24 protein-coding genes and 1 tRNA gene are annotated in these 24,062 nt (G+C 67.3%); 13 read left to right on the forward strand and 12 right to left on the reverse strand.

The window, feature by feature from the left end; all coding sequences use genetic code 11:
• Nucleotides 1-30 precede the first annotated feature (30 nt).
• From NFH66_RS17180 to NFH66_RS17230, 11 genes are all read left to right on the forward strand, one after another.
• Nucleotides 31-444: a YbaN family protein gene (locus NFH66_RS17180; RefSeq protein WP_349611502.1), complete on the forward strand. Its 414-nt coding sequence runs from the start codon at nucleotides 31-33 to the stop codon at nucleotides 442-444.
• A 36-nt stretch (nucleotides 445-480) separates the two neighbouring features.
• Nucleotides 481-930: an RrF2 family transcriptional regulator gene (locus tag NFH66_RS17185; protein ID WP_349611505.1), complete on the forward strand. Its 450-nt coding sequence runs from the start codon at nucleotides 481-483 to the stop codon at nucleotides 928-930.
• 273 nt (nucleotides 931-1,203) lie between these two features.
• A complete protein-coding gene (locus NFH66_RS17190; RefSeq protein WP_349611506.1) occupies nucleotides 1,204-1,518 on the forward strand; it encodes a c-type cytochrome in 315 nt (104 codons plus the stop codon).
• Between the two features lie 82 nt (nucleotides 1,519-1,600).
• Nucleotides 1,601-3,730 (forward strand): transcriptional regulator NosR, encoded by a 2,130-nt coding sequence (nosR, locus tag NFH66_RS17195; protein ID WP_349611507.1) that lies wholly within the window; start codon nucleotides 1,601-1,603, stop codon nucleotides 3,728-3,730.
• 2 nt (nucleotides 3,731-3,732) lie between these two features.
• Nucleotides 3,733-5,625 (forward strand): TAT-dependent nitrous-oxide reductase, encoded by a 1,893-nt coding sequence (gene nosZ / locus NFH66_RS17200; protein WP_349611508.1) that lies wholly within the window; start codon nucleotides 3,733-3,735, stop codon nucleotides 5,623-5,625.
• Between the two features lie 55 nt (nucleotides 5,626-5,680).
• Nucleotides 5,681-7,054 (forward strand): nitrous oxide reductase family maturation protein NosD, encoded by a 1,374-nt coding sequence (locus NFH66_RS17205; RefSeq protein ID WP_349611509.1) that lies wholly within the window; start codon nucleotides 5,681-5,683, stop codon nucleotides 7,052-7,054.
• A complete protein-coding gene (locus tag NFH66_RS17210; RefSeq protein ID WP_349611511.1) occupies nucleotides 7,051-7,995 on the forward strand; it encodes an ABC transporter ATP-binding protein in 945 nt (314 codons plus the stop codon). The genes NFH66_RS17205 and NFH66_RS17210 overlap by 4 nt, the downstream gene beginning before the upstream one ends.
• A complete protein-coding gene (locus NFH66_RS17215) occupies nucleotides 7,992-8,816 on the forward strand; it encodes an ABC transporter permease (protein WP_349611512.1) in 825 nt (274 codons plus the stop codon). Before NFH66_RS17210 ends, NFH66_RS17215 begins: the two co-directional genes overlap by 4 nt.
• Before the next feature lie 44 nt (nucleotides 8,817-8,860).
• A complete protein-coding gene (locus NFH66_RS17220; protein ID WP_349611514.1) occupies nucleotides 8,861-9,412 on the forward strand; it encodes a nitrous oxide reductase accessory protein NosL in 552 nt (183 codons plus the stop codon).
• A 179-nt stretch (nucleotides 9,413-9,591) separates the two neighbouring features.
• Nucleotides 9,592-10,140: a hypothetical protein gene (locus tag NFH66_RS17225; RefSeq protein WP_349611516.1), complete on the forward strand. Its 549-nt coding sequence runs from the start codon at nucleotides 9,592-9,594 to the stop codon at nucleotides 10,138-10,140.
• 64 nt (nucleotides 10,141-10,204) lie between these two features.
• Nucleotides 10,205-10,801, forward strand: coding sequence for a peptidylprolyl isomerase (locus NFH66_RS17230; protein WP_349611517.1), 597 nt, complete (start codon nucleotides 10,205-10,207; stop codon nucleotides 10,799-10,801).
• A 121-nt stretch (nucleotides 10,802-10,922) separates the two neighbouring features.
• Here NFH66_RS17230 and ahpF read toward each other — a convergent pair whose 3' ends face one another.
• The 7 genes from ahpF to NFH66_RS17265 all read right to left on the reverse strand — a co-directional run bounded on the left by ahpF (nucleotide 10,923) and on the right by NFH66_RS17265 (nucleotide 17,207).
• Nucleotides 10,923-12,479, reverse strand: coding sequence for an alkyl hydroperoxide reductase subunit F (ahpF, locus tag NFH66_RS17235; protein ID WP_349611519.1), 1,557 nt, complete (start codon nucleotides 12,477-12,479; stop codon nucleotides 10,923-10,925).
• Nucleotides 12,480-12,651: 172 nt separating this feature from the next.
• Nucleotides 12,652-13,215 carry an alkyl hydroperoxide reductase subunit C gene (gene ahpC, locus NFH66_RS17240; RefSeq protein WP_349611521.1) on the reverse strand — a complete coding sequence of 188 codons (564 nt, stop codon included), beginning with the start codon at nucleotides 13,213-13,215 and terminating at the stop codon, nucleotides 12,652-12,654.
• Nucleotides 13,216-13,349: 134 nt separating this feature from the next.
• Nucleotides 13,350-13,754, reverse strand: a complete 405-nt coding sequence (locus tag NFH66_RS17245) for a ribonucleotide reductase subunit alpha (protein ID WP_349611523.1) — start codon at nucleotides 13,752-13,754, stop codon at nucleotides 13,350-13,352.
• A 180-nt stretch (nucleotides 13,755-13,934) separates the two neighbouring features.
• Complete coding sequence (locus tag NFH66_RS17250) at nucleotides 13,935-14,975, reverse strand: proline racemase family protein (protein ID WP_349611524.1); 1,041 nt, start codon at nucleotides 14,973-14,975, stop codon at nucleotides 13,935-13,937.
• Nucleotides 14,972-16,177, reverse strand: a complete 1,206-nt coding sequence (locus NFH66_RS17255; RefSeq protein ID WP_349611525.1) for a zinc-binding dehydrogenase — start codon at nucleotides 16,175-16,177, stop codon at nucleotides 14,972-14,974. The genes NFH66_RS17250 and NFH66_RS17255 overlap by 4 nt, the downstream gene beginning before the upstream one ends.
• 198 nt (nucleotides 16,178-16,375) lie before the next feature.
• A complete protein-coding gene (locus tag NFH66_RS17260) occupies nucleotides 16,376-16,903 on the reverse strand; it encodes an HPP family protein (RefSeq protein WP_349611526.1) in 528 nt (175 codons plus the stop codon).
• A gap of 227 nt (nucleotides 16,904-17,130) precedes the next feature.
• Nucleotides 17,131-17,207: transfer RNA gene (locus NFH66_RS17265), tRNA-Arg, on the reverse strand.
• Nucleotides 17,208-17,457: 250 nt separating this feature from the next.
• Here NFH66_RS17265 and NFH66_RS17270 point away from each other — a divergent pair.
• Nucleotides 17,458-18,291 carry a c-type cytochrome gene (locus NFH66_RS17270; RefSeq protein ID WP_349611527.1) on the forward strand — a complete coding sequence of 278 codons (834 nt, stop codon included), beginning with the start codon at nucleotides 17,458-17,460 and terminating at the stop codon, nucleotides 18,289-18,291.
• An 88-nt stretch (nucleotides 18,292-18,379) separates the two neighbouring features.
• On the opposite strand, the gene rep is transcribed toward NFH66_RS17270, so the two are convergent.
• The 4 genes from rep to pyrE form a co-directional block, all read right to left on the reverse strand.
• Nucleotides 18,380-20,443, reverse strand: a complete 2,064-nt coding sequence (gene rep / locus NFH66_RS17275; protein ID WP_349611529.1) for a DNA helicase Rep — start codon at nucleotides 20,441-20,443, stop codon at nucleotides 18,380-18,382.
• A complete protein-coding gene (gene trmL / locus NFH66_RS17280; RefSeq protein ID WP_300271655.1) occupies nucleotides 20,440-20,919 on the reverse strand; it encodes a tRNA (uridine(34)/cytosine(34)/5-carboxymethylaminomethyluridine(34)-2'-O)-methyltransferase TrmL in 480 nt (159 codons plus the stop codon). Before trmL ends, rep begins: the two co-directional genes overlap by 4 nt.
• An 84-nt stretch (nucleotides 20,920-21,003) precedes the next feature.
• The gene (locus NFH66_RS17285) at nucleotides 21,004-21,549 is read right to left on the reverse strand and encodes a YfaZ family outer membrane protein (protein WP_023006150.1); all 546 of its coding nucleotides are present in this window, start codon (nucleotides 21,547-21,549) and stop codon (nucleotides 21,004-21,006) included.
• An 86-nt stretch (nucleotides 21,550-21,635) separates the two neighbouring features.
• Nucleotides 21,636-22,301, reverse strand: coding sequence for an orotate phosphoribosyltransferase (gene pyrE, locus NFH66_RS17290; RefSeq protein WP_300271688.1), 666 nt, complete (start codon nucleotides 22,299-22,301; stop codon nucleotides 21,636-21,638).
• A 106-nt stretch (nucleotides 22,302-22,407) separates the two neighbouring features.
• On the opposite strand from pyrE, the gene NFH66_RS17295 reads away from it, so the two are divergent.
• Nucleotides 22,408-23,175: an exodeoxyribonuclease III gene (locus NFH66_RS17295; RefSeq protein ID WP_089678979.1), complete on the forward strand. Its 768-nt coding sequence runs from the start codon at nucleotides 22,408-22,410 to the stop codon at nucleotides 23,173-23,175.
• Nucleotides 23,176-23,266: 91 nt separating this feature from the next.
• Here NFH66_RS17295 and rph read toward each other — a convergent pair whose 3' ends face one another.
• Nucleotides 23,267-24,004 (reverse strand): ribonuclease PH, encoded by a 738-nt coding sequence (gene rph / locus NFH66_RS17300; protein ID WP_349611531.1) that lies wholly within the window; start codon nucleotides 24,002-24,004, stop codon nucleotides 23,267-23,269.
• Between the last annotated feature and the right edge of the window lie 58 nt (nucleotides 24,005-24,062).

The following is a 24,062-nucleotide window of genomic DNA, read 5'->3' on the forward strand; positions in this document are numbered from 1 at the left end:
TCTACGCCCTCGGGACCGGGAGGTCACCACATGTCAGGATCCGCCTCGCGGCTCGCCTGGTGCGGGCTTACCTATGGCTGTATCGGGCTCGGCACCGCCGGCATGGTGCTGCCACTGCTGCCGACCACACCCTTCCTGCTGGTGGCGGCCTGGTCGGCGCCCAAGGGGTCACCGCGGCTGGCGCGCTGGCTGCATGATCATCCACGCTTCGGCCCCTCCCTGCAGGCCTGGCGCGAACAGCGTGCCATACCGCGACGCGCCAAGATGCTGGCACCGCTGCTGCTGGCCGCCAGCTGGATGACGCTGTGGGCCAGCGGCGTGCCGCTCCCGGGACTGGTGGCAGCGGGGGGGTTATTCGTTGCGGTGGCCGGCTATGTGCTGAGCCGCCCCACCAGCGCGGCCTCGCCCCCCTACGAGGCGCTCCGAACCGGGCCTCGACGCTGATTCGATCCACGACGCCAGGAGGCAACGCTTTCTCTCATGCACTTGACTCGCTTTACCGACTACTCGCTGCGCGTGCTGCTCTACCTGGCAGTGAAGGGCGAGCGTCGCTCCACCATCACGGAGATCGCCGAGCGCTTCGGCATCTCGCGCAACCACCTGATGAAGGTGGTCCAGGACCTCAGTCACCACGGCTACATCACCTCCATCCGTGGCAAGAACGGTGGCCTGCTGCTCCGGCAGGAGCCCCGCAACATTGTGCTCGGCGAGCTGATGCGCCGCACCGAGCGTGACCTGGCCCTGGTGGAGTGCTTCGGCGACAACAACGAGTGCGTGATCACCCCGGCCTGCCGGCTCAAGCACATCCTGATGGAGGCACTCGAGGCCTTCCTCGCGGTGCTCGACGACTACACCCTGGAGGACCTGCTGGGCCCGCGCCGCCAGCCGCTGATTCGTCTGCTGCAGCTGGATGACACGCCCACCTCCTGAGGCCTCATCCTCCCTTGCTCGCGGCCCACGCCGGGGGCTACTCCCGCGCCTCTCAGCAATGTTCTCGCCGGGTCACGGCGCTCCTGGCGACACTCCTCCCACCTCCTTATTAGATTTTCCTTTTGCTTTTTACTTCATGGGTCTAGGCTGTAGATGACCTGCGTCAAGCCGAGGCAGCACGCTGGCTGGCATGATGGCAATAGCTGCCCGGTGAGGTCGATTGTCGCAACCGGGCTTTTCTAGGCAACTTAAAATGCATTCTGGAGGTTCCTTATGAAACTGATTCTCGCGGCCGCCCTGCTCGGCGGTGCCGTCCTGGCCATGGACGCCCAGGCCGCCGGCAACGCCGAAGCCGGTGCGGACAAGGTCGGCACCTGCGTGGCCTGCCACGGCACCGATGGCAAGGGCCTGGCGCCCATCTACCCGAACCTGAACGGCCAGTCGGCCACCTACCTCGAGAGCAGCCTCAAGGCCTACCGCGACGGTCAGCGTCAGGGCGGCAACGCCATGTTGATGACGCCGATGGCCCAGGGGCTGTCCGACGAGGACGTCGCCGACATCGCCGCCTACTACTCCAGCCAGGAGTAATGGCTCGGGCCGGCCAGATGCCGGCCCACCCCCTGATGGGGGCGGCCTCGTGTCGCCAAGGTGTTCCCCAAAGGACCTTTCCATGCCCGCGACAACTCTACGGCCAGCCGGCCTTATCGGCTTGCTGTTGGTTCTGCTGTACCTACTGATCAGCCAGCCGCTACTCGCCCTGGAGCTCGACCAGGTACGCGAAGGCTTTCCCAGGGCGGACCGCCTCGAACCCGCCGACTCACAGTGGCCGGTCAGCCGGGTGATGGCCGGCGACGAAGCCCTCGGCTACGCCTTCGAGAGCGTGGAGATGGCGCCGATCCCCGCCTACTCCGGCAAGCCGGTCAACCTGCTGGTGGGCATCGACCTCGACGGCAGGATCGTCCAGGCCAACGTGCTTGGCCACGAGGAGCCCATCATGCTGGTGGGGATCCCCGAGGAGAAGCTAGAGGGCTTCGCCAACGCCCACGTCGGCGCCCACGTCAACGATCGCATGAAGGTGGGCGACAACCTCGACGCCATCTCCGGGGCCACGGTCACGGTGATCGTGGTCAGCGATACCGTGATGCGCGCCGCACGCCAGGTGGCCGCCGAACAGGGGCTGATCGAAGATCCCTCTGCCACCCCCCGGGCGCGGGTCCGCGACGACGTCTACGCCCCGGCCGACTGGGGCACACTGACCGGCGATGGCACCATCCGCCGCCTGCACCTGACCCATGGCGAGGTGGATGACTCCTTCGTCGGCACCCCGGCCGAGAACTACCTGCATACACCCCGGCCGGCCGAGCGCACCTTTATCGAGCTGTTCTACACCTATCTGAACCCGCCCACTGCCGGCCGCAACCTGCTCGGTGATACCGGCTACCAGCAACTGATGGACAGGCTCGACGAGGGCGAACACGCCATCGCGGTGATGGGTCGCGGCGACTACTCCTTCAAGGGCTCGGGCTATGTGCGCGGGGGGATCTTCGATCGCCTCGAGCTCTCCCAGAATGGCAACACGGTGAGCTTCCACGACCGCGACCATATCCGCCTGGGCAACCTGGGCATCGAGGGTGCTCCCCCCTTCGATGAGCGCGATATCTTCATCATTCGCGACAGCGCCGCCTTCGACCCCGGCCAGGCCTGGCAACTGGAGCTACTGGTGCGCCGCGCCTCCGGCCCCCTGGATACCGAATTCAGCCGCTTCAGCGCCGGCTACAGCGTACCCGAGGCGTATATCGAGCGCCCCGAGCCGCCCAAGGAGGTGCCGATCTGGGTCGAGGTGTGGAAGGACAAGGCGTTCCAGATCGCCGTGCTCGCCGCCGGCCTGATCGTGCTCACCGGCATCATGCTGTTCCAGGACGTGCTGGTGAAGCATCCGCGTATCCTGCGCCCACTGCGCCTGGGCTTTCTGATCTACACCCTGGTGTTCATCGGCTGGTACTCCCTGGCCCAGCTTTCGGTGGTCAATATCCTGACCTTCACCAGCGCCCTGATCAGCGACTTCAGCTGGGGCTCCTTCTTGATCGACCCGATGATGTTCATTCTGTGGTCCTTCGTGGCGGTCAGCCTGCTGCTCTGGGGTCGCGGTGTGTTCTGCGGCTGGCTGTGCCCCTTCGGCGCCCTTCAGGACCTGGTCAACAAGGCCGCCCGCAAGCTCGGCGTGAAGCAGTTCGAGCCCCCCTTTGGCCTCCACGAACGACTCTGGGCGCTGAAGTACATCATCCTGCTGGGGCTATTCGCGCTGTCACTGCACTCACTGGGCACCGCCGAGCGCTTCGCCGAGGTAGAGCCCTTCAAGACCGCCATCACCCTGCGCTTCCAGCGCGAGTGGGGCTTCTTGCTCTATGCCCTGGTGCTGGTGGCAATTTCCGCTGTCAATCACAAGTTCTACTGCCGCTACGTCTGCCCGCTGGGTGCCGGCCTGGCGATTCCCGCCCGCCTGCGCCTGTTCGACTGGCTCAAGCGGCACCGCGGCGACTGCGGCACCCCGTGCCAGATCTGCGCCAACGAATGCGAAGTGGCCGCCATTCACCCGGACGGTCACATCAACGCAAACGAGTGCCACTACTGTCTCGACTGCCAGATCACCTACCACGACGACAGGCGCTGCCCGCCGATGATCAAGCGCCGCAAACGCTTCGAAAAGGCGTCGCGTCTCTCCCGCGGCAAGAGCGCCGTCGAGACCCATGAACCCGCCAGCAGTGGGCTGCAGCGGATTCCGACCTACCAGGAGGATTGACCATGAGTGACAAGAAGAAAGAGATCGAGAATCTCGGACGCCGCCACTTCCTGCGCAACAGCGCCGTGACCGGCGTGGCCGGGGCAGGCCTGGCCGGCGGCTTCGGCGCCGGCAGCCTGCTCGGCACCAGCGGCACAGCCCGGGCCGCCGAAGGCAGCATCGAGGTCGCCCCGGGCGAGCTCGATGAATACTACGGCTTCTGGAGCGGCGGCCACTCCGGCGAGGTGCGGGTGCTGGGCGTGCCCTCCATGCGCGAGCTGATGCGCATCCCGGTGTTCAATATCGACAGCGCCACCGGCTGGGGAATCAGCAACGAGTCGAAGCGGGTACTGGGCGACTCGGCTCGCTTCCTCAACGGCGACTGCCACCACCCGCACATCTCCATGACCGACGGCAGCTACGACGGCAAGTACTTGTTCATCAACGACAAGGCCAACACCCGGGTGGCGCGCATCCGTCTTGACATCATGAAGACGGACAAGATCATCACCATCCCCAACGTCCAGGCGATTCACGGGCTGCGCCTGCAGAAGGTGCCGCACACCAAGTACGTCTTCGCCAACGCCGAGTTCCCCATCCCCCACCATGACGACGGCGTGGTCAACGACGGCCGCGGCATGGAGAACCCCGAGGGCTACTACACCATGTTCAACGGCATCGACGCCGAGAGCATGGAGGTGGCCTGGCAGGTGATCGTCGACGGCAACCTCGACAACACCGACGCCGACTACACCGGCCGCTTCGTCGCCTCGACCTGCTACAACTCCGAGAAGGGCATGACCCTGGCCGACACCATGCGGGCCGAGCGCGACTGGGTGGTGGTATTCGATGTCGAGGCGATCGAGGCCGCCGTGGCCGCCGGTGAGTCCAGGACCCTGGGCGACAGCGAGGTGCCGGTGCTCGACGGTCGCAAGGGCTCCAAGCTGACCCGCTACATCCCGGTGCCCAAGAACCCCCACGGCCTCAACACCTCGCCGGACGGCAAGTACTTCATCGCCAACGGCAAGCTCTCGCCGACCGTCTCGATCATCGCCATCGACAAGCTGCCCGAGCTGTTCGACGACGCCATCGAGCCTCGCGACGCCGTGGTCGGCGAACCGGAACTGGGCCTGGGGCCGCTGCACACCACCTTCGACGGCCGCGGCAACGCCTACACCACGCTGTTCATCGACAGCCAGGTGGCCAAGTGGAACATCGAGGATGCCGTCCGCGCCTACGCCGGCGAGGAGGTCAACTACCTGCGTCAGAAGCTCGACGTCCACTACCAGCCGGGCCACAACCACGCCAGCCTCACCGAGACCAAGGACGCCGATGGCAAGTGGCTGGTGGTGCTCTCCAAGTTCGCCAAGGACCGCTTCCTGCCGGTAGGCCCGCTGCACCCGGAGAACGACCAGCTGATCGACATCTCCGGCGAGGAGATGAAGCTGGTCCACGACGGCCCCACCTACGCCGAGCCCCACGACTGCATCCTGGCGCGCGCCGACCAGATCAACCCCAAGAAGATCTGGGACCGCGACGACCCCTTCTTCGCCGAGACCGTGGCCATGGCCGAGGCCGATGGCGTCACCCTGGAGACCGATAACACGGTGATCCGCGACGGCAACAAGGTGCGGGTCTACATGACCTCGGTGGCGCCGCAGTTCGGCCTGACCGAGTTCACGGTCAAGCAGGGCGACGAGGTCACGGTGGTGGTCACCAACCTCGACCAGGTCGAGGACGTCAGCCACGGCTTCACCATGACCAACCACGGTGTCGCCATGGAGATCAGCCCCCAGCAGACCGCCAGCGTCACCTTCACCGCCGATAAGCCCGGGGTGTTCTGGTACTACTGCCAGTGGTTCTGTCACGCCATGCACATGGAGATGACCGGTCGCATGCTGGTCGAGAAGGCCTGATAGCGCCCACCGGGGCCGGGCGGCTGCCCGGCCCCACCTTGTCACGGAGAGACGCATGATCCGACGACTGCGAGACGTCGTCCCCCGACTGTTACCTGCCGCCTGGCTGCTCCTATGTTTATTGGGTGGGCTGCCGGGCGGCCTGCTGGCCGCCGACCTGACGGCCACGCCCGGCGAGCCACTGCAGCCGCTGATCGCGCGGGCCGAGCACGGCGACCGCCTGATCCTGCCCCAGGGCCGCTACCCCGGCCCGCTGGTCATCGACCGCACCCTGACCCTCTCGGGCGCAGCGGGCGCGGTGATCGACGGCGGTGGCGAGGGCCACGCCGTGGTGCTGGATGCCCCGGACATCATGATCGAGGGCGTGACCATCGAGAACTGGGGCACCAACCTGACCGAGATGGATGCCGGGCTCTTCGTCGAGACGAGCGCCACCGGCAGTGTGATTCGCGACTCGCGGCTCGAAGGCCCCGGTTTCGGCCTGTGGCTCGACGCCGTCAGCGATGTGCAGGTACTCGACAACGTGATCCGCGGCGACGCCACCATGCGCTCCCAGGATCGCGGCAACGGCGTGCACCTGTTCAACTCCCGCAATGTCAGGGTGGAGGGCAACGACATCCGCCACACCCGCGACGGCATCTATATCGACACCAGTAGCCAGTGCCTGCTGCGCGGCAACCATATGCAGGACCTGCGCTACGGTGTGCACTACATGTACGCCTACGACAACCGTGTGGAAGAGAACACCACCCGGGATACCCGCACCGGCTACGCGCTGATGCAGTCCAAGCACCTCACGGTGATCGGCAACCGCTCGGAGGGAGACCGCAACTACGGCATCCTGATGAACAACATCACCGACTCCCTGCTGCGCGACAACAGCATCACTCGCGCTCACCAGCGCCGCGACGCCCAGGGCAAGGGGCTGGTCAGCGGCGCCGAGGGCAAGGCGCTGTTCGTCTATAACTCCCAGTACAATCGCTTCGAGGCCAACCGCCTGGCCGAGAGCGATATCGGCATTCACCTCACGGCCGGCTCCGAGGACAACCAACTCGTCGGCAACGCCTTCGTCGACAATCGCCAGCAGGTGATGTACGTGGCGACCCGCCCCCAGGAGTGGTCCGAGGCGGGACGTGGCAACTACTGGAGCGACTACCTGGGCTGGGACCTCGACGGCGACGGGGTGGGCGACACCGCCTACGAGCCCAACGACGCCATGGATCGCCTGCTGTGGCGCTATCCGGTGGCGCGGCTGCTGATGCACAGTCCCGCGGTGCTGGCGCTGCGCTGGGTGCAACGCCAGTTCCCGGTATTCCGCCCCCAGGGCGTCAAGGACAGCCATCCACTGATGAAGGACCCCGACCCGAGAGCAGCCGACGTGAACGGACCCGCCTTCCATACACCCGCCAGGGGAGACGCCAGCGCATGACCGCGGTAATCGATTTCCAGGGTGTCACCCGCCGCGATGGCGGCCTGGTGCGCCTCGCTGCCCTCGACCTTCGAGTGAACGAGGGCGAGGTGCTGGCCCTGCTGGGCCACAACGGCGCCGGCAAGACCACCACCATGCACCTGATCCTCGGGCTGCTCTCACCCAGCGAAGGGAGTGTGGCGGTGCTCGGCGGCGCCCCCGACGGCGCCCATGCCGAGACGCTACGCCGCCGCCTGGGCTACCTGCCCGAGAACGTCAGCTTCTACGAGCAGCTCAGCGGCCAGGAGGTGCTCGACTACTTCGCCCGCCTGAAGCGGGTCGACCGCGGCCAGGTGGGCGAGCTGCTGGACCGGGTCGGCCTCGGCCACGCCGCCCAGCGCCGGGTAAAGACCTACTCCAAGGGCATGCGCCAGCGCCTGGGCCTGGCCCAGGCGCTGCTCGGCGACCCGCGCCTGCTGCTGCTCGACGAGCCCACCACCGGCCTCGACCCGGCCGCCACCCGCGACTTCTACGACACCGTGCGCGGCCTGCGCGAACGCGGCTGCACCGTGCTGCTCTCCTCCCACGTGTTGCCCGGGGTGGAGCCCTATATCGACCGTGCGCTGATCCTCGGTGGCGGCAAACGCCTGGCGCTGGGCAGCCTGGCGGAGCTGCGCGAGGAAGCGGCCCTGCCGATCACCTTGCGCGCCCGGGGCCACGCCGGCGATGGCGACCTCGCCAGACGCCTGGCCGGCTGGGATGACCCGCGTATCGCGGTCGCCGCCCTCAACGGCCACGAGGTCTCGCTGACGGTACCGCCGGACGCCAAGCTCGCGGTATTGCGCCGGCTCACCGACACCGCAGGCGTCGAGGATATCGAGCTGCTGCCGCCGACCCTGGAGCACCTCTATACCCACTTCTCCGCCGGCCTCTCGCCCGCGCCACGAGGAGACGCCGAATGAATGCCATCCTGACCATCGCCGGCAAGGAGTTCCGCGACGGCCTGCGTAACCGCTGGGTGCTGGCCATCGCCCTGGTGCTGGCCTTCCTCGCCGTGGGCATCGCCTGGTTCGGCGCCGCCGCCAGCGGCGGCCTGGGCTTCACTTCGCTGGCCACCACCGTGGTCAGCCTGGCGACGCTGGCGGTGTTCCTGATCCCGCTGATCGCCCTGCTGCTGGCCTACGACGCCGTGGTGGGCGAACAGGAGGCGGGCACCCTGCTGCTGCTGCTCACCTACCCCATCAGCCGCACTCAGCTGCTGCTCGGCAAGTTCCTCGGCCACGGCCTGATCCTGGCCGCCGCCACGGCGCTGGGCTTCGGCATTGCCGGAACGGTCATCGCGATCGGCGCCAAGGGCGTGGCGCTAGCCGAGCTGGCCGCCGGCATGGGCCTGCTGATCGGTAGCAGCATCCTGCTGGGCTGGGTGTTCATCGCCTTCGCCTACCTGATCAGCGTGTGCGTGACCGAGAAGGCTCGCGCCGCCGGCCTGGCGCTGGTGGTGTGGTTCCTGTTCGTGCTGGTCTTCGACCTCGGGCTGCTGGCGCTGCTGGTCAGCGTCGAACAGGGCGGCGACTGGCTGCCCTGGCTGCTGCTGCTCAACCCCACCGAGTGCTTCCGCCTGATCAACCTGGCCGGCTTCGAGGCCGCCCGCAACTACAGCGGCCTGACCTCCATCGCCACCGCTGGCGCCTTCCACCCTGCGGTGGTTACCGCCATCCTGACCGCCTGGATCCTGGGGCCCCTGGGGCTGGCGCTGCTGCGCTTCCGCCGCCGCTCCGCCTGAGCCTTCCAGATCGCCCCATCTTCCCGCTGATGAGTGATTCATCGATGAAAAAACTGACCCTGCCACTCCTGCTGATCATCACCCTGCTGCTCTCCGCCTGCGGCGAATCCGAGCCGGAAGTGCTGGCCGCCGCCCAGCCCATCGAGGCGGGCGATAGCTGCCACGTCTGCGGCATGCTGATCACCGGACACCCCGGCCCCAAGGGCGAGGCCTTCATGGACAAGCAGGAGGAGCCGCTGAAATTCTGCTCCACCATGGATCTGTTCGCCTTCCTCAAGCAACCCGAGAACGAGACTCAAGTCTCCCACGCCTATGTGCACGACGTGGCCGCCGCGCCCTGGGCCACCCCCGACGACGAGGCCTTCGTGCTGGCCAGCGAGGCCGTCTACGTGGTGGGTCACGACCAGCGCGGCGCCATGGGCCACACCCTGGCCTCGTTTGCCGAGCAGGCCGACGCCGAGGCATTCCGCGAGGAGCATGGCGGCGAGCTGGTCACCTTCGCCGAGATCGACCTCGACCTGCTGGGACGCCTGGGCCGCGGCGAGCTGGGCGGCGATATCGATGGGAGCATGGGCGGCATGCAACACGCGCAGTAGGTAGAACGAGCAACGGCCCAGGGCTATCGCAGTTACTGACAGGGTGGTAGTGAAAGGCGCCGGGGACAGCCTTGAGCGGTGCTGCTATCTACGATAGCCCTGAACAAAGACCCTCTCAGGCTGCGCGGCGGGGGCCGGCGTGCTAGCCTCGGGCGCACCGCCACCCGAGGAGCCCATGGATGTCGTTACGCCTTGCCCGTTTCGCCGCCGCCCTGATCGGCCTGGCCCTGGCCGGGTCGGCCGGCGCGGTGCAGTTCAACGTCGCCGAGGTCGAGCGCCACGGCGCCTGGCAGTCGATGACCCTGAGCCTCGGCGAGGAGCGCCTCTACCGCGCCCTGGAGGGCAACACCTACGCCGACGCCCACTTCGGCGTCACCTTCACCCCCGGCGCCTGCGAGGCACCCTGGCTGGAGATGCGGGTCGACCTCGGCGAACGCCAGTCCGAGAGCCGCGTGGCCAACCGCGTGCCGGTGGACCTGCGGGTCGACGAGCAGACCATCCACGCGGGTCAGGCCGAGTTTCGCACCGAACGCGGCGACAGCGGCTTCTACGTGCAGTTCGACCTGCCCCGGCAGCGCCTGCTGCTCGACGAGATGCGCCGAGGCGAACTGCTGCGACTACGCCTCATGCGCGCTCCCGACGACCCCTGGTTCATGGTCTTCGCCCTCGACGACGCCACCGATGCCATGGCGCGCGCCCGGGAGGCCTGCCGCCGCGACAACCGCTGACAGCCGTCGCATGGCGCCGTATGCTGGGCACTGACCCCACCGACCCACCCGAAAAGGAATCCCCATGCGACGCCTGGCCCTTGCCCTGCTTGCCACCGCCCCCCTGACCGCTGCCCTGGCCGGTCCCGCCTTCGCCCAGTCCAGCGCCGAACCCGACGTGGTACTGCACACCAGCGAGGGCGCGATCGGCATCGAGCTTTACGAAGAGCAGGCTCCCCGGAGCGTCGAGAACTTCCTGGCCTACGCCGAGTCCGGCCACTACGACGGCACCCTGTTCCACCGGGTGATCGACGACTTCATGATCCAGGGCGGCGGCTTCGACACCGAGTTCGACCAGAAGCCGACCCGCGAGCCGATCGAGAATGAGGCCGATAACGACCTCAAGAATCGCCGCGGCACCCTGGCCATGGCGCGTACCGGCGCCCCCCACTCGGCCACCGCCCAGTTCTTCATCAATGTCGCCGACAACGGCTTCCTCGACCACGTCAGCAAGCAGTCGGGCCAGACCTGGGGCTACGCGGTGTTCGGCCAGGTCGTCGAGGGCATGGAGGTGGTGGACGCCATCAAGCGTGTGCCCACCGGCAATCGTGGCCCGATGCAGAACGTGCCCGACTCGCCGGTGGTGATCGAGCGGGTCGAGGTGCTGGACGCCACCCCCTGAGGTCGCGCTTCGACCTGGCCCGAACGAGCAGCGCCCCCGCCGGCATGACCGGCGGGGGCGCTGGGGTCAGGGGCGCGAGGCGCCCCCCCTGTTCACGCGAACATGTTCACGCGAACACGACTCAGCTGCGGATCAGGTAGTCGAAGGCGCCCAGGGCGGCCTTGGAACCCTCGCCCATGGCGATGACGATCTGCTTGTAGGGCACGGTGGTCACGTCGCCGGCGGCGAAGATGCCCGGCACGCTGGTCATGCCGCGGGCATCGACCACGATCTCGCCACGCTCGGAGAGCTCGATGAGCGAATCCTGGAGCCATTCGGTATTGGGCACCAGGCCGATCTGCACGAAGATGCCCTGCAGGTCGATCTGCTTGAGCTCGCCGCTGGCGCGCTCCTCATAGGTGAGGCCGGTGACGCGCTTGCCGTCGCCGTTCACCTCGGTGGTGCGGGCACCGAGGATGATCTCGACGTTGGGCAGGCTGCGCAGCTTCTTCTGCAGCACGGCATCGGCGCGCATCTCGTCCATGAACTCGACCAGGGTCACCTGGCCGACGATGCCGGCCAGGTCAATGGCCGCCTCGACGCCGGAGTTGCCGCCGCCGATCACCGCCACATGCTTGCCCTTGAACAGCGGGCCGTCGCAGTGGGGGCAGTAAGCCACGCCCTTGTTGCGATACTCGGTCTCGCCGGGCACGCCCATCTCGCGCCAGCGGGCGCCGGTGGCCAGCACCAGGGTCTTGGCGCGCAGGCGAGCGCCGGAGGCGAATGCCACCTCGTGCTCGCCGCCCGGCTGGGTGGCCGGCACCAGCTTGACCGCCTGCTGCAGGTTCATGATATCGACCTCGTACTCCTTGACGTGCTCCTCCAGCGCCGCGGCCAGCTTGGGGCCTTCGGTGTGGGGCACGGAGATGAGGTTCTCGATGGACAGGGTGTCGAGCACCTGACCGCCGAAGCGCTCCGCGGCCACGCCGGTGCGGATACCCTTGCGTGCGGCATAGACCGCCGCCGCGGCGCCGGCGGGCCCGCCGCCGATCATCAGGGTGTCGAAGGTGGCCTTGTCGTTGAGCTTCGCGGCCTCACGCTCGGCGGCACCGGTATCCACCTTGGCGAGGATCTGCTCCAGGCTCATGCGGCCCTGGTCGAAGGGTTCGCCGTTGAGGTAGACGCTCGGCACCGACATGATCTCGCGCGCCTTCACCTCGTCCTGGAACAGCGCGCCGTCGATGGCGACGTGATGAACGTTGGGGTTGAGCACCGCCATCAAGTTCAGCGCCTGGACCACGTCCGGGCAGTTCTGGCAGGAGAGCGAGAAGTAGGTCTCGAAGCGCATCTCGCCATCGAGGCCCTTGATCTGTTCGATCACCTCGTCACTGGCCTTGGGCGGGTGGCCGCCCACCTGCAGCAGCGCCAGCACCAGGCTGGTGAACTCGTGGCCCATGGGGAGGCCGGCGAACACCACACCGGTCTCCTCGCCGGGGCGATTGATCGCGAAGGAGGGGCGGCGCGCATCCGTGCCATCCAGCCTGAGCGTGATCTTGTCGGTCAGGCCGACGATATCGGTCAGCAGGCCATGCAGCTCCTGCGACTTGGTGCCATCATCGAGGGACGCAACGATCTCGAAGGGCTGGGTGACCTTGGCCAGGTAGGCCTTGAGCTGAGTTTTCAGATTGTCGTCCAACATGACAGCGTGTTCCTTCATGTTCGAGAGTGTCAGGCCACGAGCTGGCCGCGCCCTGCCGGTTTGGCAGTGCCATCGATCTGGCTCGTGATGCGAAATAAAGCCCCGGGCGGGGGGGAAGTGCCCGGGGCGGCGTGGCAAGACCGCAAGAGGGGCCTCGCCACGGAGGCGGGGCTTAGATCTTGCCGACCAGGTCCAGTGACGGAGCCAGGGTCGCTTCGCCTTCTTCCCACTTGGCCGGGCAGACCTCGTTGGGGTTGGCACGCACGTACTGGGCGGCCTTGACCTTGCGCAGCAGCTCCTCGGCGTTGCGGCCGATGTTGCCGGCGTTCAGCTCGATGATCTGGATCTTGCCATCGGGGTCGACCACGAAGGTGCCACGCTCGGCGATACCGGCATCCTCGATCAGCACCTCGAAGTTGCGCGAGATGGTGTGGGTCGGGTCGGCCAGCATCGGGTAGGTCAGCTTGCCGATGGTCTCGGAGCTGTCGTGCCACGCCTTGTGGGTGAAGTGGGTGTCGGTGGAGACGCTGTAGATCTCGACGCCCAGCTTCTTGAATGCTTCGTAGTTATCCTGCAGGTCACCCAGCTCGGTGGGGCAGACGAAGGTGAAGTCGGCCGGGTAGAAGAAGAAGATGCTCCACTGGCCCTTCAGGTCCTGTTCGCTGACGTCGATGAACTCGCCGTTATGGTAAGCGGTGGCGTTGAACGGCTTGATTTCGGTGTTAAGCAGGGACATTCGTTGATGCTCCTTTGGTCGTTGCCTGGGGATGGCTGGAATACGCAGGCATGGTAGCCCGTATTACCCGATAGTATAAATTGAATGGGGGCATCGCCTTGATAATTCAACCCTATGGCAAGGGCGGGGCATGCTCAGCCGATGCGCACCGCTTCTCCCTGGCGGTCCAGTGCCAGGAAGGCCTCGACGTTACCCATCTTCAGCGACTCGACCATGCGCTCGAGCTGCGCCTCGGCCTGCTCGGAAGCGGGAGCCTCGCTGCTACGCCCCGCAAGGGCACCGACGAAGACGATGTCCCACTCGACGCCGGTGTTCTGCGACTCCGCCACCAGGCCGGCCATGTCGGTCAGCTCCTCGGGGGCCTTGTCGACACACAGTACCGGGGTAAGCACTCCGCCCTCGCCCTGCTCGAAGCGGGCGCGCTGCTCGGCGGAGGGGTTGTCCGGCAGTTCGGCGCGGGTAAAGACGAACAGCAGGCGCTGGGCATCGGGCTGCAGGCGCGCCTCGCTGAGCAGGTCGGAGAAGTTGGTGATGGCCACGGCAAGCCTCCAGGGTTAGTCGAACGGAGTCAGTTGAAAGAGGGAGAGTCAAAAGGATGAACGAGCGCCAGCCTGCCCCCTTTGGCGGCGACGCTCAAGGGGCAGGCGGGCGAATCGTCTGGGTCAAGGTGGCGAGGGCAAGGATTGCTCGGGGCTGTTCCGGCAACAAGCCTGGCCCCCTCAGCCGTGGCGGGCGCTGAGGATATGGTGCAGGCCGCCACACTCCACCAGGGGATCGTCGCAGTTGACCACCACCTCGGTGTGGCCCAGCACATAGGCCTTGCCGGTGATGGTGTTCTCCACCACCGTGTGGGGCCCCTCCTGCCGGGTGCCGGTGAAGGTGCCGATGAAGCCGGTCTCGCGCAGGGAGATGGTCTCCAGCCGGTCGCCGGGCTTGATTGTGCCCTCGTGGCGCATCAGCGCCAGACGCGCCGAGGTGCCGGTGCCGGTGGTGCTGCGGCAGATCACCCCGGGATGCACATAGGTGGCCGAACGCGAGCGGTAGAAGTCGTCGGCCAGCTGCTCCACCGGCCCCATGAAGTGCAGGAAGGGCAGTGGCCCCACATCGCCCAGGGTGTAGTGGGAGAAGCCGCGCTCGGCCTGGATCGCCTCGACGATCTTGTGGGCGCACTCGGCGAGCTCGCGCTCCTCGTCGCGGTTGAGGTGGAAGCCCAGCTCGGCGGCATCCACCAGGGCGTAGAAGCCGCCGCTGTAGGCCACGCTGTAGGTCACCTCGCCCAGCCCCGGCACCTGGATCGCGGCACGGTAGGTATCGATGTAGCTGGGTAACCCCTCGCAGGTGATCGCCTCCACCACGCCGTTCTCCACCCGGGCCTCGATATTGACCCGTCCCGCCGGGGCCTCGAGCATGAAGCGCTGCACGCCCTCCCGCTTGGGTACGATGCCGGCCTCGAGCACCGCGGTGGCGGTGCAGATGGTGTTGGAGCCGGAGTAGATCGGATAGCCCATCACCTCCATGATGATATAGCCGGCCGCCGCCTCGGGGTCGCTGGCGGGCACGATCAGATCCACCGACATCTCCGGCACGCCGTAGGGCTCGAACAGCAACAGCTGGCGCAGGCCGTCGGCGTCATCGCGCAGGTAGTGCATCTGCTCGCGCACCGTGGCGCCGGGCAGCGGTTCGATGCCGCCGAGCACGATGCGGCTGACGTCGCCGCCGGCGTGGGTGTCCATCATCCTGAAGGTCAGCGGGCGGCTCATGGGCGCGTCTCCTGGCTGGCGGAGGGCTGGCTGGCAGAGGAAGAAGCCAGGGCGAAGGGCGCTCCGTGCACGTCCCATTGGCTGTCGGGCACGATCACGATCTTGCCCAGGAAGTGGCTGCCGCGGCTGACGAAGTAGCGCTCGGCGGCATGCAGCTCGGAGAGCCTGAAGGCGGCATGCAGCACCGGCTTCAGCGCGCCGGCGCGGATCCAGGCGATCAGCTGCTCGGCCTCCTCCCGGGTGCCGTGGGAGACGCCGAAGATCTGCACCTGGTAGAGGTAGATGCGCGTCCACAGGATCTCCGAGATGTTGCCGCCGCTGGCGCCGGCGATGGAGAGTCGCGGGTAGGTGGTGCGCGCTGGCATGTCCTGGATCATGGTGTCGATGAAGCGGTCGGTCATCTCGCCGCCGACCAGGTCCATCACCGCGTCGATGGGCGCGCCGCCGGTGGCCGCCAGCACCCGCTCGGCGAAGCCATCGAGGTCACCGCGATCGATCACCGCCTCGGCGCCCAGCGCCTTCAGCGCCGCGGCCTTCTCCGGCTGGCTCACCGCGTAGGGAGTGGCGCCCAGGATGCGGCACAGCTGGATCAGTGCGGTGCCCACGCCGCCGCTGGCGCCGCTGACCAGCACCCGTTCGCCCGCACTCACGCCGGCGGACGTCAGCATGTGATAGGCGGTCTGGTAGGAGCACATGCCCAGGGCGGCCAGCTCGGCATCGCTGAGCTCCGGGTTGGGCACATGATGGAACTGGTCGGAAGGCACGACGACGTACTCGGCGAAGCCGCCGTCGGCACCGTGGCCGTAGTAGTCCGGGGTCAGGTTGATGTCGCGGCGCTGGTCCGGGTAGAGGTTGAAGTCGAGCAGGCCACGCTCGCCGAGGCGGGCCGGGTCGACCCCCTCGCCCACCGCCGCCACGCGCCCGGCGATATCGGCGCCCTGGATGCGCGGGAAGGTCAGGGTCGGCTCGCCGCCCATGGCAAACGAGGTCACCTCGCCTTTCTTCACCGGATAGAGTCCCTCGCGGGCCTTGCGGTCGGTGTTGTTCTTGGCCGTGGCCGTGACCCGCACCAGCACCTCGCCGGCCCCCGGCCGCGGGGTCGGCACGTCGCCGCGATAGACCAGCCTGTCGATGTCGCCATGGCCGGTCAGCAGCATGGCCGACATGGTGGTGGGAACGGCCGCATCAGGGGGATTCGCCATTGCCTGCCTCCTGGGCAAGTACGTAGGGGGAAAGGCCGCGGCGACGCGCCGGCGGCCCGGGTTCCGCCCGAGACGATAGCAGAAGCCCCCCGCGTCACCGAGCCCTCCGGGAGCCGAAGGAGATGACATCCTTTCCGTTTTCGCGGGGATAAAGTTGTGGTTTTTCCTGCTGCCCCCTTCCCTGCTCCACTACCAGTACTACCAGTGCAGGGGATAGCGGCGATGACGCGCCAGATTGTTCACCAGCACGGCCACCGCCACCATGATGGCGCTGCCGATGCCGATGGGCATCAGTGGGTACCACCAGCCCAGGGCGGTGATCTCGGGGCCGCCGATCACCGCGATCAGCGCCGCCGCCGCCCCGGGCGGGTGCACGCTGTGGGTCAGTTGCATCAGCAGGATGGAGAGCGAGACCGCCAGGGTCACGGCGAGCGCCGTGGCACCCAGCAGTTGGAAGCAGGCGACCCCTGCCACCGCCGAGATCAGGCTGCCCAGCAGCACGTTGCGAGGCTGGGCGAAGGGGCTCTCCGGTGCCGCATAGAGCAGCACCGAGGTGGCGCCGAAGGAGGCCACGATCAGCAGATGCTGGGAAAGCCAGTGGGCACTGAGCCAGCAGATCGCCCCCATGCCGGCGAAGGCCCCCAGCCATGACCACAGAGCATCGCGGACATCGAGGGTGTCACGCTGCAGGCGCTCACCGCGCATCTTTCCCAGATAGGTCTTCATCGTCCCTGTATCGTTGCAAGTGGACGGCAGAGTCTGCCAAAACACACAACGATATAAAAGACAATATTTCTTATAACAACATGAATGTTCTTTGACTAGTATCATGCTTTCATTGCCAATCAACATGCCACTCGGGTTTTATTGATCCATATCAGTAAACATTCTCCACCAACAGGCACGCAAAAAAGGGCCTGGGGAGATTGCTCTCCCCGGCCCTTCGGAATTCGTGGCGCGCCCGACAGGATTCGAACCTGTGACCCCTGCCTTCGGAGGGCAGTACTCTATCCAGCTGAGCTACGGGCGCATCACCCGGCATGGCGCCGAGCGGACGACATCCTAACTGCCAGGCCAGCCGCTGTCCAGCGTGGGACGCAGAGGAGGCCGCCGTCTCACCACAACGACGGGGTGGCGCACCATTTTCCTGGCGCCAAGGTTGCCGGTATACTGTCGGCAACGATTACAAGATGGCATCTCCCTCGGCTGCGTTGCCGACACCGTTTCCGCCGGGCGCTGCCGCGAACAACTTCCTAAAGGACCGTGAAGAGGTGGTGAGAGTGAAATCCAGCAAGCTGATCATGGGGTGGCTGGCCACCCTGGGCCTGACCGCTAGCGCCGGCATCGCCCTGGCGCAGAGTGACGCCGAGCGCGAAGCCATCGCCGAGCGCCTGAAGCCGGTGGGCGAGCTCTGTGTCGAGGGCCAAGATTGCGGCACCGCCAGTGCCAGTGCCGGTGGCGCCAGCAACAGTGCCTCCAGCGGCGGCGATATCGATGGCGCCAGCATCTACAACAGTGTCTGCATGGCCTGTCACGAGACCGGTGCCGCCGGCGCCCCGATCCGCGGCGACGAGGCCGCCTGGGCCGGACGCGTCGAGCAAGGCTTCGCCACCCTGCTGGATCACTCCATCAACGGCTTCAACGCAATGCCCGCGCGAGGCGGCAACCCCAACCTCTCCGACGCCGAGATGGAGGCCGTTACCGCTTATCTGGTCGAGCCGGTAATGGAGGTTCCCGAACTGGGTGGTGGTGACACCGCTGCCGCCGAGGACGCCGCTGCCGCCGAGGACGCCGCCGCCGCCGAGGACGCCGCTGCTGCCGAGGACACCGCCGCTGCCGAGGGCGCCGCCGCTGAAGTCGCTGCGACCGACCTGCCCGGTGCCGACAAGATCGCTACCTGCGTGGCCTGCCACGGCACGGACGGTAAAGGCACCTCACCGATGTACCCGGATCTTGCGGAACAGAATGTCGCCTATCTGGAAAATGCCCTTAAGGCCTATCGCGAAGGACAGCGCCAGGGTGGCATGTCGGCCCTCATGACGCCGATGGCAGCCTCGCTCTCCGATGAGGACATCACGGACATCGCCAACTACTATAACCAGCAGAAGCGCTAAGGCGCCTTTCTGGGCCGACCCCGCGCAAGACGTGGGGTCGGCCGCTGGAATCCCCCTCCACGTCACTCCTCATGATGGCGTAGCTCGGTTAGCCAAGCAGCGAGCGCAGCCCGGCGATGGCGTCCTGGCCGCGGGCCTGCTTCTTCTCCGGGTCCTCGCGGTCAGGGCGCCCCTCCCACTCCAGGTCGGCCTCGGGCAGCTCGTCCAGGAAGCGGCTCGGGGCACAGTCCATCAACTCACCATAGGTCTTGCGCTGGCGGGCCAGGGTCAGGGTCAGGGTGCGCCGCGCCCGGGTGATTCCCACGTAGGCCAGGCGGCGCTCCTCCTCCACCGTACCCGCCTCGATGGCGTTGCGGTGGGGCAGCAGCTCCTCCTCCAGCCCCATCAGGTAGACATGCGGGAACTCCAGCCCCTTGGAGGCGTGCATGGTCAGCAGCTGGACCCGGTCGGAGTCGTCCTCCTCGGCCTGCTGCTCGAGGATGTCGCGCAGTACCAGCCGCGAGATCGCCGACTCCACGTCATCGGTCTCGGTCTCCTCGGTCACCGAACTCTCCTCGGGGTCGGCCTGCATGGAGCGTTCGAGCTGGTCGATCAGGGTCCAGACGTTGGCCATGCGCCGCTCGGCGATGGTGGGCGCGCTGGCGTTCTGGTAGAGCCAGGCCTCGTAGTCCATCTCGCGCAGCATGTCGCGGATGGCGGCGATGGCATCGCCGCCATCCATGCGCCGGCGCACCCCGTCGATGAAGTGGGTGAAGCGCCCCAGGCGCTCCACCGCGCGGGTCGACAGCTGCTCGGCCAGGCCCAGCTCGTGGCAGGCGGCGAACAGCGCGATGCCCCGCTCGGTGGCGTAGTTGGCCAGCTTCTCCAGGGTACCGGGGCCGATCTCCCGGCGCGGCACGTTGACGATGCGCAGGAAGGCGTTGTCGTCGGCCGGGTTGATCAACAGCCGCAGGTAGGCCATGGCGTCCTTGATCTCGTTGCGCGAGAAGAAGGAGGTGCCCCCGGAGAGCTTGTAGGGGATCTGGTAGTGCTGCAGCTTGAGCTCCAGCAGCCGGGCCTGGAAGTTGCCACGGTAGAGCACCGCGAAGTCACGCCACTCGGCGCGCTCCTTGATGCGGCGGGTGAGGATCTCGCTGGCCACGCGCTCGGCCTCGGCCTCCTCGTGGCGGTTGACCACCACACGGATCGGCGCACCCTCGCCCATGTCCGACCATAGGGTCTTCTCGTAGACGTGGGGGTTATGGCCGATCAGGGTGTTGGCGGCGCGCAGGATGGTGCCGGTGGAGCGGTAGTTCTGCTCCAGCTTGATGACGTTGAGGCGCGGGAAGTCCTCGCCCAGGGTCACCAGGTTCTCGGGCCGTGCGCCGCGCCAGGCGTAGATCGACTGGTCGTCGTCGCCCACCACGGTGAAGGTCTTGCGCTCCCCCATCAGCAGCTTGACCAGCTGGTACTGGCTGACGTTGGTGTCCTGGTACTCGTCCACCAGCATGTAGTGGATGCGCTTGCGCCAGCGCGCCAGGGCCTCGGGGTCGTCACGCAGCAGCACCACGGGCAGCAGGATCAGGTCGTCGAAGTCCACCGCGTTGTAGGCCTTGAGGTGGCGGTTGTAGGCCTCATAGACTCGGGCGGCGAACAGCTCGTCCTCGTCGGCGGCATGGGAGAGCGCCTGGCCGGGCAGCACCAGGTCGTTCTTCCAGTCGGAGATGCGGTGCTGCACGGCGTTGATCTGGTCGGCGTCGACCTGGGCATCCTTGTGCATCAGGTCGCGCAGCAGGGCCTTGGCGTCCTCGGGGTCGAACAGCGAGAAGCCGGGGCGATAGCCCAGCGCCTTGAGCTCGCGGCGGATGATGTTGAGCCCCAGGGTGTGGAAGGTGGAGACGGTGAGCCCGTGCCCCTCCCGGCCCTTGAGCATGCTGCCCACGCGCTCCTTCATCTCCCGGGCGGCCTTGTTGGTGAAGGTCACCGCGGCGATGCGCCGGGCGCTCATGCCGCACACCTGCACCAGGTAGGCGATCTTGGTGGTGATCACGCTGGTCTTGCCGGAACCGGCGCCGGCCAGCACCAGGCAGGGGCCGTCGATATGGGCGACCGCCTCGCGCTGGCGAGGGTTGAGGCCGGCGAGGCGCTGCTGGATGGAGGGAGGCGCGTTCATCGGGTATCGACTCCGGCGGCACCGGCGAAGCCCAGCTGTCGCCAGGCTTCATAGACCAGCACCGCACAGGCGTTGGAGAGGTTGAGGCTGCGGCTCTCCTCGCGCATGGGGATGCGCAGCCGCTGTGTCTCGGGCAGGGCGTCGAGCAGCGCCTGGGGCAGGCCGCGGGTCTCGGGGCCGAACACCAGGGCGTCGCCGGCCCGGTAGCGAGGCTCATGATAGCCGGTCCGGCCGCGGGTCGAAACGGCGAACAGGCGCGCCGGGCCCGCCGCCGCCAGGTACGCCTCCCAGCCGGGATGCACCCGCACCGCCGCCCACTCGTGGTAGTCGAGCCCCGCACGGCGCAGCCGTTTGTCATCCAGCACGAAGCCCAGCGGCTCGATCAGGTGCAGGCGAAAGCCGGTGTTGGCGCACAGGCGGATCAGGTTGCCGGTGTTGGGGGGGATCTCGGGCTGGTAGAGGACGACGTCGAGCATGGTGGCTCCGGTAAGGCCCCGTGGAACGCAGGCGGGCCCCGCCAGGGGGCCCGCCATCGGTGCCGGGGGTCGGGGGACAGGGAGTCAGAAGCGCAGGCGAACCCCGACCTGGGCGCCGCGATCCAGAGTACGGCTGCCCCGCTCATCCTTGAAGTCGGCGTCGAGCTGGCGCACGCCCAGGTAGCCGTCGACGTTGGGGGTGAAGGCGTAGCGGGCGCGCAGGCCGACCTCGTAGCCCTCCTCCAGCTCGCGGCTGGTCACCGCATCCGGCGTGTAGTAGCCGTAGCCGCCAAGCGAGACCTCGGGAAGGCTGGGCAGGTAGACGTAGCCGTAGCCGCCCAGCCCCAGGCCGCCGCCCGCGCCGACGTCGGTGTCGTAGTGGGTCCAGCGGGCGCCCACGCCGATCTCGCGACGCGAGGTGTGCTGGCTGCCCATCAGCTGGGCGTGGAAGACGGTGGCGTCCTCGCGGTAATCGCTGTCCACCACGCCGCCGCCCAAGCGGATACCCTCCACCAGCTCGCCCGCCGCCTCGAACTGGACCGCATCGGCGCCCAGGTTGAGGTCCAGCTCGCTGGCCTGCACGCCGCTCGCGCCGACCAGCAGCGCCAGGCCGATGAGGCCTCTCGTCATCGCTCGCATCCCGTCTCTCCCTCTCTCCTGTCGACGCCTAAAGCTGTACGAAACAAAAATCTTGTACACTTAACGTACAGCATAGCTCACTCCGGCGTCACGCCATAGCGCTCCCGATAGGCGCGGATGGCGTCGGCGTGGCCACGCAGGCGCTCGCCGCCCTGCTCCTCAAGATAGGCCAGCACCATGTCCAGCGTCACGATGCTGATCACCGGCATGGCGTAGCGCGCCTCGACCTCCTGGATGGCGCTGCGCGCCTCGCCCTCGGTGCTGCCGCGCTCCTGGCGATCCAGGGCGATCACCACCCCGGCGGCGCGGGCGCCGGCGTCCTCGATCAGCGTCATCACCTCGCCGATGGCGGTGCCGGCGGTGATCACGTCATCGATGATCAGGATATCGCCTTCGAGCTCGGCGCCGACGATGTTGCCGCCCTCGCCATGGGCCTTGGCCTCCTTGCGGTTGAAGGCGTAGGGGAGGTCGCGGTCGTGGTGGTCGGCCAGTGCCACGGCGGTGGTGGCGGCCAGCGGGATGCCCTTGTAGGCGGGGCCGAAGAGAACGTCGAAGGCCGGCGCCTGGTCGGCGATGGCGCGGGCGTAGAAGCGCCCCAGCCGGGCCAGGGCGCCGCCGGTGCGGAACAGCCCGGCGTTGAAGAAGTAGGGGCTGATGCGGCCCGACTTGAGCGTGAACTCGCCGAAACGCAGCACCCCCTGCGCGATGGCAAACTCGATGAACTCGCGCTGGTAGGGCTGCATGCGTCGATCCGCCACGGGGCCTCCTATCACGTTTATTGGCCTTCGCCATTTACCCAAACGTCGAAACGTCGGGTATCATACACGCGCGACGGTAAAGGGACCACGTATGAAAATCGCTACCATCAACGTCAACGGCATCCGCGAGGCCGTCGGGCGAGGCTTCCTCGACTGGCTGGCCAACCAGGACGCCGATGTCGTCTGCATCCAGAATACCAAGGCCAAGAGCTTCGAGCTGGACGACAGCATCCTCTACCCGGAAGGCTACGAGGGCTACTTCCTCGACGCCGAGCAGGACGGCTTCTCCGGGGTCGGCCTCTACTGCCGCAAGATCCCCAAGGCGATCATGTACGGGCTGGGCTTCCCCCAGTGCGACCACGAGGCGCGCTTCCTGCAGGCGGACTACGACCGCTTCAGCATCGCCAGCTTCCTGATGCCCGACGGCAGCGACCCCGCCGCCAAGCAGGCCTTCATGGCGCAGTACCAGGAGTACCTGAGCAAGATGGCGCGCAAGCGCCGCGAGTACATCATCTGCGGCACCTGGCACATCGCCCACAAGACCATCGACCTGGAGAACTGGGCCGACAACCAGGAGACCCCAGGCTTCACCCCCGAGGAGCGCGCCTGGATGGATCAGGTGTTCGGCCCCACCGGCTTCATCGACTGCTTCCGCGAGATCAACCGCGACGCCGGCGAGTACACCTGGTGGCCCAAGCTCGACCAGGAGGTGCCGCGCTCCCGCCAGGAGGGCTGGCGCATCGACTACCAGGTGGTGGGCCCCAACTTCCGCCGCCATGTGGTGGATGCCTGGATCGACTACGACGCCACCTTCTCCGAGCACGCACCGCTGATCGTCGAGTACGACCTGCCGCTCTGAGCCCTGACCCCGTCGCCGTTCCGCTCCGCCGGAACGCAGAGTGCCGGCCCCCGAGGCCGGCACTCTGCGTTGATGGCGGCAGCCCGGTGCCTCAGCGCGGGATGCCCAGCGCCTCGCGCTGGTGCTCGAACAGCTGGGCGCCGGCGTTCTCGGCCAGCTCCAGCATGGCGTTGAGCTCGGCGCGGCTGAAGCTGCCCTTCTCGGCGGTGCCCTGCACCTCGATCAGGCTGCCCGCCTCGGCCATCACCACGTTCATGTCGGTGTCGGCCGCGCTGTCCTCGGGGTAGTCCAGGTCCACCACCGGCACCCCCTTGAAGATACCCACCGACACCGAGCCGACCAGCTGCTTGAAGGGGTCGCCCTTGATCAGCTTGTTGCGCTGCAGGTAGCGGATGGCGTCCACCAGCGCCACGCAACCGCCGGTGATGGAAGCGGTACGCGTGCCACCATCGGCCTGGATCACGTCGCAATCCACGGTGATGGTGAATTCGCCCAGCTTCTTGAGGTTAACCGCCGCCCGCAGCGAACGGCCGATCAGCCGCTGGATCTCCAGGGTGCGGCCGCCCTGCTTGCCGCGGGTCGCCTCGCGCCCACCGCGGGTATGGGTGGCCCGGGGCAGCATACCGTACTCGGCGGTGACCCAGCCCTGGCCCTTGCCGCGCAGCCAGCGCGGCACGCCGGGCTCGACGCTGGCGTTGCACAGCACCTTGGTATCGCCGAACTCCACCAGCACCGAGCCCTCGGCGTGGCGGGTGTAGTCGCGGGTCAGGCGGATCTCGCGGGACTGTTCGGGGGCGCGCCCGCTGGGGCGACGAAAATCGGTAGACATGGCACCTCATGATCGGAGTCGGTTGGGAATCGGCTGGCCGCCATTCTACACGCTTGGC

Source organism: Halomonas sp. H10-9-1, from assembly GCF_040147005.1.
Taxonomy (GTDB): Bacteria; Pseudomonadota; Gammaproteobacteria; order Pseudomonadales; family Halomonadaceae; genus Halomonas.